Origin of the sequence: Rosistilla ulvae (assembly GCF_007741475.1) — a bacterium.
Taxonomy (GTDB): domain Bacteria; phylum Planctomycetota; class Planctomycetia; order Pirellulales; family Pirellulaceae; genus Rosistilla; species Rosistilla ulvae.
In genome coordinates this window covers 3,806,593-3,820,648 of record NZ_CP036261.1, presented here as the reverse complement: position 1 = coordinate 3,820,648, position 14,056 = coordinate 3,806,593, and the positions used below count along the sequence as shown (strand labels likewise).

At 57.9% G+C, this 14,056-nt stretch carries 10 protein-coding genes; 6 read left to right on the top strand and 4 right to left on the bottom strand.

Annotation, left to right across the window (positions count from 1 at the left end):
- The first annotated feature begins 3 nt into the window (after positions 1 to 3).
- From EC9_RS13555 to EC9_RS13545, 3 genes are all read left to right on the top strand, one after another.
- The gene (locus tag EC9_RS13555) at positions 4 to 675 is read left to right on the top strand and encodes a LamG domain-containing protein (protein ID WP_145349142.1); all 672 of its coding nucleotides are present in this window, start codon (positions 4 to 6) and stop codon (positions 673 to 675) included.
- Between the two features lie 714 nt (positions 676 to 1,389).
- Positions 1,390 to 4,209, top strand: coding sequence for a discoidin domain-containing protein (locus EC9_RS13550; protein WP_218934117.1), 2,820 nt, complete (start codon positions 1,390 to 1,392; stop codon positions 4,207 to 4,209).
- A 356-nt stretch (positions 4,210 to 4,565) separates the two neighbouring features.
- Positions 4,566 to 6,242: a glycoside hydrolase family 88 protein gene (locus tag EC9_RS13545; RefSeq protein ID WP_145346009.1), complete on the top strand. Its 1,677-nt coding sequence runs from the start codon at positions 4,566 to 4,568 to the stop codon at positions 6,240 to 6,242.
- Between the two features lie 41 nt (positions 6,243 to 6,283).
- Here EC9_RS13545 and EC9_RS13540 read toward each other — a convergent pair whose 3' ends face one another.
- On the bottom strand, positions 6,284 to 7,108 hold the full coding sequence (locus tag EC9_RS13540; RefSeq protein ID WP_145346007.1) for a hypothetical protein: 825 nt from the start codon (positions 7,106 to 7,108) through the stop codon (positions 6,284 to 6,286).
- Positions 7,105 to 8,016, bottom strand: coding sequence for a hypothetical protein (locus tag EC9_RS13535; protein ID WP_145346005.1), 912 nt, complete (start codon positions 8,014 to 8,016; stop codon positions 7,105 to 7,107). The genes EC9_RS13540 and EC9_RS13535 overlap by 4 nt, the downstream gene beginning before the upstream one ends.
- A gap of 146 nt (positions 8,017 to 8,162) precedes the next feature.
- On the opposite strand from EC9_RS13535, the gene uvrA reads away from it, so the two are divergent.
- Positions 8,163 to 11,162, top strand: coding sequence for an excinuclease ABC subunit UvrA (uvrA, locus tag EC9_RS13530; protein ID WP_218934116.1), 3,000 nt, complete (start codon positions 8,163 to 8,165; stop codon positions 11,160 to 11,162).
- 19 nt (positions 11,163 to 11,181) lie between these two features.
- On the opposite strand, the gene EC9_RS13525 is transcribed toward uvrA, so the two are convergent.
- Both EC9_RS13525 and EC9_RS13520 read right to left on the bottom strand, forming a co-directional pair.
- A complete protein-coding gene (locus EC9_RS13525; protein ID WP_145346003.1) occupies positions 11,182 to 11,565 on the bottom strand; it encodes a hypothetical protein in 384 nt (127 codons plus the stop codon).
- A gap of 157 nt (positions 11,566 to 11,722) precedes the next feature.
- A complete protein-coding gene (locus EC9_RS13520) occupies positions 11,723 to 12,322 on the bottom strand; it encodes a DJ-1/PfpI family protein (RefSeq protein WP_145346001.1) in 600 nt (199 codons plus the stop codon).
- Between the two features lie 204 nt (positions 12,323 to 12,526).
- On the opposite strand from EC9_RS13520, the gene deoC reads away from it, so the two are divergent.
- Both deoC and EC9_RS13510 read left to right on the top strand, forming a co-directional pair.
- On the top strand, positions 12,527 to 13,252 hold the full coding sequence (gene deoC, locus EC9_RS13515) for a deoxyribose-phosphate aldolase (protein WP_145345999.1): 726 nt from the start codon (positions 12,527 to 12,529) through the stop codon (positions 13,250 to 13,252).
- 434 nt (positions 13,253 to 13,686) lie between these two features.
- The gene (locus tag EC9_RS13510) at positions 13,687 to 14,037 is read left to right on the top strand and encodes a hypothetical protein (RefSeq protein WP_145345997.1); all 351 of its coding nucleotides are present in this window, start codon (positions 13,687 to 13,689) and stop codon (positions 14,035 to 14,037) included.
- Positions 14,038 to 14,056: the final 19 nt, after the last annotated feature.

Sequence of the window (14,056 nt, the reverse complement as noted above, 5' to 3'; positions counted from 1 at the left end):
GTGATGGCGGAAGAGACCGCGACGTTGATCTTCGAAGACGATTTCCAGAGAAACGAGTCGCAGGAACAGACCGATGAGGTTGGCAACGGTTGGAAGACCAACAGCAAAGCGCGAGCCGGTGGCAACAAACAGGTCGATCTTCGCGATGGGGCGATGTATATCTACATCCACGAGACGGCCGACCATGGCGTCTCGGTCGTTCAGCCGGCTGAGTTTCGCGACGGCCGCGTCGAGGTGAAGTTTATGCTCGAGGACGATAAGGATTCGTTGGGGGTAAACTTTGCCGATCTGAAGTTCAAAGAGGTTTGGGCTGGCCACCTTTGCAAAGTCGATATCGGGACGAAAGCGGTAGCGATCACCGATCTAAAAACTGGCCTGATGGATCTGAAGATTCGCACGCAACGCAGATCCGGTACGCTGCCCGCCGATCAGCAGAAGATGCTTAAGTCGAAGACAAAACGGGTCGCCAATGCGCTGGAGACGGGGAAGTGGTATCACGCCGTGGCGACGATCGTTGGCGACACGTTAAGCGTTTCGATCGATGGCAAACAGATCGTTTCGTTTTCATCCGCCGGGATCGCTCACCCGACCAAGAGGATGCTGCGTCTATCGGTGAAGCGAAACGTTGTCGTCGACGACCTTAAAATCTATTCGCTTGCCGACGCAAAGAAGTAAAGGTTGAATGTGATTCTTTGATTCTCTTCGATGCAGTCCGCGGCACACGCTAGCGTCTGATTTTCCCAGCCGCCTCGAGCGAGCGTTCTACCGCTGAATCGAGGCTGGCACGCGTCAACCTTCTCGCTCGCGACGACCATTCCGCTGAACGACGGTGATGCGCTGTCGCGAATCGGCCGCCAAGTTCCCTCCCACCAGACTCTCCTGGGGAAGTTGCTTCCACCGTTGGAATGTTAGCAATACGTTTCAGCGGTACCTTCGTTTTTCGGAGTGGATGGTTCGAACTGCGGCAGAGTCCAAGACGTCGCTGCGTTGGTGGATGCGAAGCTGGGTGTTCTGTCGTCGATCGGGTAAAGCTTTGGTTGGCGTGTTGTGCGTGTGCCTGGAAATTTTTTAATGTGAACAATTGTATCGTTGCGGAGAGGTGGCAACGTTGGCGATGTGGTTTGAAAGCATTGGGCGGCCTTCGGCGAATTCCGCAGCAAGGAGCTCGATCAACGGGCATCGGCCCTCGTGCACTCGGTCTTGGCTATCGAGGATATCGCCCCTGTAGGCATCGATGGGGCGCGGGGAGAGTTGCGACACCACTCGTTTTTTCCAATGGAAGCACGCGGTAATTCGCGTGTTGTGGTGGCAGCATGTTCTTTGATGTATCGACACCAAATCGCTGCACTTCTCTTCTCTCTGTTCACCTTGTCCCGGAGTCCCCTCGTCATGTGTTCGTCCAGATCCTATTGGCGGATCGTCATCCACGTCATCCTGCTTTTGTGCCTCTTGCCCAGCTTGTCCAATGCACAACAAGCTGTTTCTTATGAGCAACTGCTCAACAAAGTCAAAGCGGGCGTGGACGATGCCACGCTGATTCGGCAGATCGAAGAATCGCCGATCGTCTATATCGTCGATCTCCAGCAGATCGAAGAGCTTCGCAAAGCGGGGGCGTCGGATGCTGTGATCGCCGCATTCCAGCAGGATCGTGTTCGATCGAAGGATGTGATCACCGACTTCATTCTGATCTTCGATTGCAGCAACAGCATGAACGAACCGGCCCAGAACGGGCAATCGAAAATGCAAGTCGCGAAGACGACGGTTGCCGAATTGATCGATATGATTCCAATCGGCATGCCGACTTCGATGATCGTCTATGGACACAACGTCGAAGAAAAATGCGAAGCGGTAAAGATCGGCCGTCCTCTGACGCCGTTGAGCGGGCCCGATAAAGCGGAGTTGCGACAGTTTGTGATGGGGCTACAACCCGCCGGTTGGACTCCGATCGCAAAGTCCTTGCGGGTGGCCGGCGAGGTGCTCGACAGCAAAATGGACGCCTACACCGGAATCGTTTTGATCAGCGATGGCAAGGAGACGTGTGGTGGCGATCCTGCATCGGAAGCTCGAATTTTGGCAGCGCGGCACAATATCGAATTTCATGTCGTCGGTTTCGATGTCGATGATGACACACGCCGTCAACTAGAGAACATCGCTCGGTTGGGGGGGGGGAAGTATCAAGGTGCAAGTTCCCCCGAGGATCTCAAAGGGGCGCTGAAATCGGTCACCGATCAGATCAACGAAGCCCAACAACGTCTCAAGGATCTCGCCAAACAAAAGGAAGCGGAGCTTGCAGCCCAGCGGGCCCGCGCGGCCGAGTTGGACAAACAGCTTGCCGATCGCGAGCGTCAACGCCAGGAGGCCCAAGCGTTGGCCGATCGGATGGCAAGCGAAAAGGACCTCGCCAACGAGAAGCTTCAAGATATGGAGCGTTCGCTGGCCGACCGCATGAAGGAGATCGGGGATCTTAACAAGGCAGCGGATGCTGCTGCGGCGGCGCTCAAATCGGCGAAGAAGACGCACGACGATCTGCAAGCTGAGCACGAAAAGGCCCTTGCCGATGCTGGCCAAAAGCAGGACGCGCTCCGTGAAAAGCTCGACGATCGGATGAAAGAAATCGCTGCTTTGAACAAAGCGGCCGATGCCACCGCCGCGGCGCTCGATGCCGCCAAGAAGCAACAGCGGGATCTGCAAGCTGAACACGCCAAGGCGCTAGCCGAAGCGGAAAAGCAGAAGGATGCGCTGCGAGACAAAGCGGCCGATACCGCCAAACAGTTGGCTGAGTCGATGAAAAACGCAAAGGATTTAGCGGACCAGAACGCAAGGCTGGCGGACAAACAACGGGCGGCCGAAGCGGATCGCGATCGGATTGCCGCGTTGCTTGATGCCGAGCGAAAGAAGGGAGTTGCGTTGGCGTCCGATCTCGCCAAATCGGCGCACGATTTGGCTGCGTTGCAGCGTGCGGCGGACCGCGCCGCTCGCCAGGCCGCCGATCAATTGGCCGCTGCAGAGCGAATGAAAAAGTCGTTGACGGATCAGTTGGATCGAGCCAATGAAAACGCCAAAAACGATGCGAAACGCCTCGCGACGATGCGAGATGCGGCGAACGATCGCGCCGACGCACTGGCAGCGGAACTTGCCGAACAGGGGCGGCGGTACGACCGTGAACTGAGCGATGCGGAGGGGCGGCTCAATGAATTGGCTTCGATGAAGGCAGACGTCGAACGCCAATTGGCCGACCTGTTGGCCCAGCAGGAACATGCCAAGAACCGGCCCTACAATTTGGCCTCGATCGATCGTGGTGGTCGTGTCGTCGATGCGCCGAGCCAGTTGGACGATCGGCAACATGGCGTGCAAAATTTGTTGCGAGATGGCGGCATCTACCGAGTTCCCGGACGCAATCCGGTGTCGGTGGTGCTCGCGTTTGAGAACGATCAGATCGCCGACATCAGCCAGCTGAGGATCAATCCCGCCGGCGGTCCCGACTCAAAAAATTGGGTCCGCAACGTTCGCGTTGAGTATTCGACGACCTACAGCTTTACCGATTTTCAGCCGATGTTGTCGGTCGAACTCGCCCCGCAGGACCAGTGGATCGAATTCGATCTTCAGCCTCTGGTCGAAGCACGCTACTTGCGTATTACGCTGCTGGAGAACTTTGGCGGCGATGCGATGGAGTGCGGGCGAATCGAAGTGGTTGGGAAGATCTCCGAAAGCGAACGCGACTATCCGATGGAGCTGACCAATTTTGCCAGCTCGCAAAACGGTGGCTCGGTCTCGACCAAACCGAATGCCCACGATGAATACCATTGGGGCGCGTTGCATTTGATCGATGGCTCGCCGGGGCGCAGCTGGTCCAGCCCGATCGGCACGACGACTGAAAACGCGACGATTCGCTTGGCCGCGTCGACGAAGATCCAGTTCATCACAGTGAATCCGTACTCTCCGAGCGATTCGATCAATTGGGCCACGCGTGCTGCGATCTCCGTCGCCAACAGCGGCGGTTCGTTCTACGACGTCGGAACGATCGACCTGACAGCCGTTGGACAAGAGCATGTGTTGCGGTTGAACGAAGCGGTCGATGCGTCGTTGGTGCGCGTGGAATTGACCAGCTCGCAGGACGCCAGCGCCGTCGAATGTAGCGAAGTGAAAGTCTACGGCCCCACATCGCCGGAAACCGAAGTCCGAATCGATGAAGTGAGTTTGATCGACTGAAACGGATCCGCGATTCTTGACCTCGGGCCGCAGGCGTTGTCTGCTGCCCGTGACCTTCTACCCTTTCGACTCGTTTGTTGCGCGTCGATCGATCGCTCTCCAACTCCTCCGCGTTTTTCGTGCCTTTCGTAGATTCCTCCCAGTGCCGTTTGTAGAGTGCGGCGCTTCCGCAGGCGATTGGATCAACACGAAAAACGCGGGGAGCGTGGAGCCCTGCGTCGATCGCCTCCACCGGACAACCAGCGTTCCTGCAGCAGCATCTGGCGGTGCTGCCTCGTAGCCCTTCTAATGGTCCCGGTTCGTTGCATCGTCGATGGATGCGACACTTCAAATCGCGGTCGTGAAAGGGAAATTATATGCCAGGAATATCGTGGCCTCTCGTTCGGTTGATCACCGTCGGTTTGTTGGGGTTGGTTTGTCGGACGTCCGCGATGGGCGAAGACCGATTGCAGGCCTGGCTTCCGGTTGCGAAGGCGTATGGCGTGGCGGTCGATGGAGAGCCGCTAACATCAGTCCAGTCCCCAGCGTTTCTCGATCCAAGCACAAATGTTTCGCGGGTGTTGTTGATCGCATCTCCCTCGTTGGCCCCTTCCTATTTTGATCAAGCGGATGCTGCCGGATTTGCCGCGGGGCTGCGGCTTCGCGATCGGGCGATCTGGCTCGTGTCCGCGCCCGATGGGATTGCCGATGCAAACGCAGAGGCATTGCAACAGCCCATCGATGGCAAGGCCTACGCTGGCAAGCGCGTTGCGACACAGTATCTCTGGCGATCGATTGGATTAGCCGCTCCGGACGTCGTTGTGGTGGTCAAACCCGGATCGGAGAACCGCTGGGTTTTGCAGCCTCAGACCGGCTCGTTCGCCGATGCCTTGCGACGTTCCTCGGTGGCTGGAATCGGCTCGGTCGCGGCGGTCGAATTCATCGCGACCCCGGAGATTTCGCTGCTCGATGTGATCGATCAGCTGGGAGATCAGACCATCCCCGCGGTCGAGAAGTCGGCTCAGGTGGAGCTGGTGCAGCGACGCGAGCGATCGGCGAAGGGCGTCGCAACGGTTCTAAGCAAACGCTACGGCAACGCGCTCGATTCGGTGAACTATCAGCAGGCGTTGGCTCTGATCGGTCGCTTGCAATTGGGCGATCGGACCGGCGATGCGACACAGTTAGCTGCGGTTCAACGAATCGCGGAACCGTACGCTGCTGGCGCCAAATCGGCACTGGGGGACAAACCGAACGGTGGCGTCTTCGCCGGGCACTTGTTGTTCGCCGAACTGGCGAATCGGACGCAAGACCCGCGTTATGTTGCACTGGTTCGTGCGGCAGCCGAACATGCTTTCACGGCCGACGGTCAGATGCGCGACGCGATGCCAACGCACAGCGAGATGAGCGACGCAGTCTTCATGGGAACGCCGATCCTTGTCGCGGCGGGAAACCTGACGGGCGAGCAACGCTACTTTGATATGGCGATCCGGCATCTGCGGTTCATGCTGGAATTGAATCTCCGCGACGATGGTTTGCATCAACACTCGCCGCTCGATCCCGCGGGGACCGCGTGGGGGCGAGGGAACGGTTTTCCTGCTTTGGGAATGGCGTTGTCGTTGTCCTGGTTGCCCGAAAACAGTCTCTATCGCGAAGAAATGTTGACAGCGTTTCGCTCGCATTTGGCTGCGATGAGAAAGTATCAAGATCGGTCGGGGATGTGGCACCAGGTGGTCGACCGCCCGGAAAGCTATCCCGAATTTACGGTGACTTGCATGACCACGATGGCGATCGCGCGCGGGTTGCGGATGGGCTGGCTCGATCCGGAGATCTACGTTCCCGTCGTGCAGCGGGCTTGGCCGGCGATCCAGTCCCGGATCGCCAGCGACGCCCAATTGATCGATGTCTGCACCGGGACGGGAAAACAAAAAAGCCTTCGCGACTACTTCGACCGGACCGCGATTCGCGGCCACGACACGCGTGGCGGCGCGATGGCGATACTGGTTGCGACCGAGATCGCTCTGGGGCAACGGGAGGGGAAATTGAAGCTCGATTGAGCGTCGCTAAGATCGCGATCGCGTCTCGATGACGCAGCGAACTAACGAGCGACTCCGCGACGCAGCGTGCGAACTTGATCTTGAATCATGATCGGCAGTTTGGCACCGAGCAGATTTTTGCCGCGGAACCAAGCTTTTGGTTCGTAGAAGACCATGTGCGCTTCGAAGAACAGCACGTCGGGCAATTCCACCAACGGCGTCGCTTTGGTGTAGATCCCCATTCCCAGATAAGGTGTCTTATCTTCGGGTTTGTCCAACGGTGCCCAGCTGCTTTGCTGACGGTTTTCTGGATCGGCAGCGACGACGATCGACCCGGCGTAAACCGAGGCGTCGGTTTTCGTATCGTTGCTGCGGAGGACCATCGATAGGCTGATCCGTTTCAACAATTCCGGTTCGTGGGCGTAGCTATATTTGTCATCGCCGACCACTCCGAGATCCTCTCCCTCTCCTTCGCCATTCTTGTTTTCTGCAAACAGCTTGGTGAGAAGGTTTTCATCGTTCAACGTTTCCAGCGACGTGTGAACCGTGAAAAAATAGCTGTACGTACGGAATACGCCGCCATCGACCGATTTCTTGACCGCGCGAGGGATATCGATCGGGGAATTAATTCCCTTTTTGGTGAAGTCTTCAAAGCGACGCCCTAGGCTGGCGATGACCTTTCGCTGTTGTTCCGCGTCCATGCCGTCTTGCATCACCACTTCGGGCCAGGCTTGGGTTTGACCGTCGACATTCGTAATAGGTTGGGCGAGGATCGCCAGCGGAGGTTGGGAGGCTGGCGAGTCCGCAAAGGCGATCGGTGGGACGCATAGTAGGGCGGCAAGGATCGCGCAAGGTGCGGTGAAGCGAATCGAGCTTAGGTTGTTCATCGTTGGGTCGTACCAGAATCGGAGGCAGCGGCCCGGTCGTAATTTGGGCGCATCGAGGTCGAGATTTGATTGAACCATCCGTGCAGCGATTGGGCTTCTGCGGCCGAGAGTGTGGGCCGCGCGAGAACACGCGTAGCATCGGCTGGAATGTTCATCGTAACCTGACCCGGTGGGATGTTGGTAGAACAAAACGCCGTGTCCGATGGGATCCCCAGAAAATTGTATTTGCTGTAATCGACGTGCAGCTGGGGAGCGAAAACGAGCGATTTGGGGAGCCAGTGGATGCTGCCGACCGCCGCGGTGCTGACACCTGTCGCGTCGGCATCCATCAGCCAGCAGAAGGTATCGAGTTGGCCGGTTTGCGGTTGAAGAACCAATGCGTAGCGAAGAGGCAACAATCGGTTTTCGTTTTTCCATCGAAAGGCACCGATCGTGTCGACGACAAAGAAGTGTCGGCTGATTGTTTTGTATTGAACTTGCGTTTGTTTGGCATCGAACTCTTTCAGCACCATCCGCGCGAAAAAGCCGAGATCGGCCCCCAGTTGTTGCTGCGTATCGGAGCTGATAATCATGTCTCGGCCACGAACCGAAGTCCCCGCACCGGTAGCAATTTCGGTCAGTTGCCACGATCCATCGGCGGTCTGTTGTGTCCGCGCGGCCAACGCGGTGAACATGAGGCTGGCTAATTGCGAGTCCCGTTCGGGAATCTTGTCGACATCGCCACTAGCCACCTTTGGGAAGCTCTTGACAATCAGATGCGTCCAACCTTCCGGCGGTCCGTTGTCGACGAGCGTACCGGGGCGCAGCACCGAGATCGGCCGCGCGGCGACGTCGTACGGTTGAGCCAACGCGAGGGCTGGCAGTAAAGTGAGGGTAAAGCTGAGCCAAGTCAGAAATCGCTTATCCATTTGCTTTTGCTCTGATATCCGTAAGTAGGGTGAAACCATCGGCTTTTTGCCAGAGTTGCGCCCGTGCACGCCGACCGAGAAGGCTGTGCGACGCTGGAATTATAGCCGCCTACCCGTCAAAACGACCACAGCGAATTGAGACCTTCATGACCAACACGTTGGGAAATCTTGAACCCGCGGTCCTTTCGGACATCCGCAGCGCTCCCGGCGACCCGTTGATGCGGATCCGCGGCGCGCGGGTCCACAATCTGAAGAACGTCGATATCGATTTGCGACGCGATCAATTGATCGTCCTGACCGGGGTCAGTGGCAGCGGGAAGAGTTCGCTCGCCTTTGATACGATCTATGCCGAGGGGCAGCGTCAATACATCGAGAGTCTTTCGACCTACGCTCGGCAATTCCTCGACCAACTGCCGCGTCCCGATTGCGACCACATCGACGGCTTGGAACCGACGTTGTGTATCGATCAGAAATCGGGAGCTAGCAATCCTCGCAGTACCGTCGCCACCGTCACCGAGGTCTACGATTACCTGCGTCTGTTGATGGCCCGCGTCGGCGCTCCCCACTGCTATCATTGTGGGGCTGCGATTCTTCAGCAGACCAGCGAACAGATCCTCGCTTCGCTGATGAACCTGGCCGAAGAGACGCGTTTGATCGTGTTGGCACCGATGGTTCGCGGCCGCAAAGGGGCGCATGAGGATGTGTTCCAGGAGATCCGCAAAGCCGGATTGGTGCGAGCTCGCGTCGACGGCACGATGTACGACATCGAATCGCTCCCGAAACTTTCGCCGCGGAAGAACCACACGATCGAAGCGGTCGTCGATCGGTTGGTCGTTCGCGAAGGGATCGAGTCGCGGTTGGGAGAGTCGATCAAAACGGCGCTCAAGTTGAGCGACGGGTTGCTGATTGCGTTCTTTGAACTGCCCGATGCCGACGACTGGGACGAACGCCTGCTCAGTTCGCGGTACGCGTGTCCGCAGTGCGATATCAGTTACGAGGAACTGGAGCCGCGAACGTTCAGTTTCAACAGCCCCTACGGTGCCTGTCCCGACTGCGATGGCTTGGGACGTTTGGAAGCTTATGATCCCGATCTGCTAATCCCCGACTGGACGCAGCCTGCCGAAGTCGCGGCGATGCTCCCTTGGAAGGGAACTTCGGCGGCGGTTCGCAAGCGGATTCACGGCACGCTGGAACCGCTGGTTCTCGATGGTGGCGGCCAATGGGACCAACCGCTCGATCAATTGTCGGCCAAGGGGCGGTCGACGCTGACGGCGACGATCGTCGAGATGTTGAACGTCGAATGGGAAAAGAAGCTGACCGAGGCGCGACGCGAACAACTGACCAATTGGATCGGGGCGGTCGAGTGTTCGACGTGTGGCGGATCGCGATTGCGGCGCGAAGCGCTCAGCGTCACCTTAGCCGATCGACATATCGGCCAGATCGTTGCGATGCCTGCGACCGAAGCGACTGTGTTTTTTGCCGCCTTGCAGGCCGAATGCGATCAATCGCTGCAAGATGATTCGGCGTACGACATCGAATCCGAAGCCACTGCCGACGCAAGCGTGGTTCGCGAACGTGCGCCGCGACGTGTCAAAGTCGGCGGAAAATTGTCCCCTTCGCAGCGCGAGATCGCGCGTCCGATCCTTGTCGAGATCAACAAGCGACTCCGTTTTCTGGCTCAGGTTGGCGTCGGATATCTCACCTTGGGCCGCAGCGCCGATACGCTCAGCGGCGGCGAACTGCAACGCGTTCGTTTGGCGACCAGCATCGGTAGCGGACTTGTCGGCGTCTGCTACATCCTCGACGAACCATCGATCGGCTTGCATCAACGCGATAACGATCGCTTGATCGTCGCGCTCCGCGACTTGCAGCGGCAAGGGAACACGGTGCTGGTTGTCGAACACGATGAATCGATGATGCGAGCTGCCGATTGGTTGATCGACATGGGCCCCGGCGCGGGACACCAAGGCGGCGAGATCCTGTTCGCGGGCGAACCTTCATCGATCACGGCGATCACTGAAGACCAGATGGAAACGCCGGACGACGACAGCGATTTGCCATCGCGATCGGTAACCGCCGACTATCTGTCGGGGCGGCGATCGATCCCGGTTCCCGAGTCGCGGCGCAAAGCCGACAAAAATCAGATGCTAACTCTCGCCGGCGCGAACACTCACAACTTGCAGAACGTGACCGCAAGGTTCCCGTTGGGCTGTCTGATCGGAGTGGCAGGAGTCAGCGGCAGCGGGAAGAGTTCGATCGTCAACGATACGCTCTATCCCGCCTTGGCTCGCACCCTCGGTCTTCAATCGCCTAAACCGGGGCCGTTTGAATCGCTGACCGGTGCCGAGGGGATCGACAAATTGATCCGAATCGATCAGGCCCCGATCGGCCGCACACCGCGCAGCTGTCCAGCGACCTATACCGGCGCGTTGGATCTGATTCGCAAAGTGTTTGCCGAAACCCGCGACGCCAAACAACGCGGCTTTGCCGCCAACCGGTTCAGCTTTAATGCCAAGCCGGGGCGCTGCGACCAGTGCATGGGACAGGGACAAGAAAAGATCGAGATGAACTTTTTGGCCGATCTCTACGTTCGCTGCTCCGTCTGTGGCGGAAAGCGGTTTAATCGCCAGACGCTGGCGGTGCGGTTCAAAGGCGCTTCGATCGCCGATGTGTTGGAGATGACGATCGACGACGCGGCGGAATTTTTCAAGAACTTCGTCAAGATCGATCGGATTCTCGAGAGCATGCGGAGCGTTGGCTTGGGCTATCTGCGGCTCGGTCAACCGTCGACAACGCTCAGCGGCGGCGAGGCCCAGCGAATCAAACTGGCGACCGAGTTGGCGCGGCAGGAAACCGGCAACACGTTGTATCTGTTGGACGAACCGACGACGGGGCTGCACTTCGACGACGTCCGTCGCTTGATCGACGTCCTGCAATCGCTGGTCGAAAAGGGGAACACCGTGATCGTGATCGAACACAATCTGGACGTGATCAAGTGTTGCGATTGGATCGTTGAGATGGGCCCCGAGGGGGGCGCTGGCGGCGGCCGCTTGTTGGCCGAAGGAACGCCCGAAAACGTAGTCGCCGGTCCGCAAACGCCAACCAGTGGCTACCTGCAAGAATTGCTCGACGCGGCGGTTTCCTGATCGCTCGCCCCGCGAACGGTTACGCCGTGGTGAGCATACCTTTGCGTTCGTCGTAGATCACCACGCCGTCGCAATAGACGGTAAATCGCACGATCTGCAGCAGGTGATTGAACTTCATCTCGATCCGGCCGGGCTTCGCGGTTCCAGCGACTTCCGCCGGCCAGACGAAATCGATGCGGGGATGGATCCTCAGCCAACTGATCCGGTGCCAGACGCAGATCTGGCCGACGTAGACCCGTTGTCGAAAGTACTTGCCGTCGTAATCGAGTTGAGCCTGAAAGGGTTCGGCGAACGTGATAGTTCGATGCAGCAGGCCGCGAGCGACACGCGTGTCTCGGTGCATCAACAGTCCGGGACTCTCTTCGATCGGCGGCGGTGAAGCGTATGGATTGAGATCGTTCATCCAGTTTCCCAAACGCTTCGAGAATCGGGCCTCTGAAGTGGACTACGCAGGTCGTATTGTATTTTTTCGTTTAACCGCGAGCCCATCGGGCCGCGCGGCCCTGAAAAACGCGGGGCGATGCCCGCGCGGTTAAACTAGAAAACTTCCTGCTTGCTGCTTAGCCTGCGGCGACGGTTGCTTCTTCGCGTGCTTTGAATAACAAGTCGATCCACGGACCGACGTAGAAACCGTTGTCGTGGAAGGTTCGTCCGCTGACCAGGTTGCCATCGATCACGCAGGCCTCGTTGACAAACGTGCCACCGCAGACTTCGAGGTCGAACTTGCACTTCGGCACCGTCGCCATCTTGCGTCCGCGAACGCAATCGGCGTAGGCGGGGATCTCGACCCCATGGCAAACGCTGGCGATCGGTTTGCCCGCTTCGAAAAAGTGCTTTGTGACGCGGATGAGATCTTCATCGTAGCGGATGTATTCGGGAGCCCGGCCGCCGGAGAACATGATCCCCGCGTATTCTTCCTCTTTGATTTCCGAAAACGCGACGTCGGCGTTGATCGTGTAGCCTTCCCATTCCTTGGTGATCGTCCAGCCCGGCTTCACTTCGTGCATCACCATTTGATACAGGCGTTTTTCGGGAGCGGCCACAACGGGTTGAAAGCCAGCCTCCTGAAGTCGGTAGTAGGGGTACATCGTGTCGAGCGTCTCGGATGCGTCGCCGATGATGATCAGAACTTTGGGTTTATCGGAGGGGGCGTTTGTCATCGATTCTTCCTGAACCTGGTGGCTCGGTGCGCTGAAACTCGCCAGCATCCGGCGAGGGTAAGTTTCGGGGCATTGTAGCACACCGCTTGGGACCACTGGAATTGGTGCCCCATATAGAACCGACGTCCGGTTCGATCCATAATCTCAGTCGCGGAAACCGACGCCTCCCCCACCCCCGATGAAATCCCCAAGGAAGAAATTGTCATGGATTATCGATACGAAGAGATCGCGAAGATGCTGGACCATTCGCTGTTGCAGCCCTTCTTGAAGACCGAAACGCTGGAGGCGGGGATTTCGTTGGCGCTGGCGTACGATGTGGCTAGCGTTTGCATCCTGCCGTATTACGTGCGGCGCTGCGCCGACCGGTTGGCAGGGAGCACGGTTCAAACGAGCACGACGATCGGGTTCCCACACGGCGGGCACACGACAGCGATCAAAGCCGCCGAAGCACAACAAGCGATCGACGACGGATGCCAGGAATTGGACATGGTCGTGAACATCTCGAAGGTTCTCAGCGGCGACTGGGACTACGTCACTCGCGATATCAAGGCCGTCATCGATGTGGCTCACGCCGCCGGTCAGAAGGTGAAGGTGATCTTCGAGAACTGCTACCTCGACGAGGATCAGAAGTCGCGGCTGTGCGCGATCTGCAGCGAACTTGGGGCGGATTGGGTCAAGACCTCGACCGGCTACGGGACCGGTGGCGCGACGTTGGAGGACCTGCAATTGATGCGAGAGAAATCGGCCGCTGAGGTGCAAGTCAAAGCAGCTGGCGGAGTCCGCGATCTCGACCGCTTGCTGGAAGTCCGCGACTTGGGAGTCACCCGCGTCGGTGCCAGCGCCACGCAGACGATCCTGGATGAGTGCCGACGACGATTGAAACTGGAGCCCATTGATTTTGATGAGTTGAAGAACACGTCGAGTTATTGATTCGCGACGCTAACCGGTTGGTTGCAGAGCGGTCACACCGAACGCTCGCGGACCAACATCCTTCGTTCTACATCGTCGCTATCGCGACAAGCCAGATGATCGGCGTGGAACCGGGAAGGCTGCGGTCGCTTTCGGCCGCGTCTGTGGAGGCTGTATTGCAACTATATTTTGCGGAAGCTGGTGAACGGCTGTGTATTTTTCAGTATGCCATGGTAAACTACGGTTGCGTGCGGGGGCACGCTGTTGGAATGGCTGGTAGCAGCTAATTCGATAGGCAATCGCGGGAAACGATTGGACCTGCGACGGATTCGGGTGACGTGTCGCCGTCCGTTGATTGCCCTCGCTCGAAACGCTGTCGATTCTCTTTCGATAGCTAATTCGATGGCATGATGTTTGCGGGCAAGGAAGTCGTCTCAGGCTTGGGAGGATTGAAAATGCCAGTTGTTGAACGAAACGCAGTCGATTTTTATGGCGGTCCGATGGATGGTCATTTTTCTGTGTTTCTAGAGTCGCTGAAACCTTTTGTTGTTTTCAAAAGCGGTGGGCACCGCCATGGAATGGGATTGTTGGGGATGTTTCGCCGACTGTTAGGCCGGCAATCCATAGAACAGCCGCCGTTTCTGGCGGTCTACGAATTGCAGATCGACGGTGACAAACGGTGGTACAAGCATGTGCGATCGATAAAAGCGACCGGGATCGATTTCGATCCTTTGCGAATCCACGCAGTGCTTGCGACCGAAGACCGACTGCAACGCCGGTCGGCTCTGATCGACGCCCACTCTTAGACGCGTGCTTTGGGTTGAA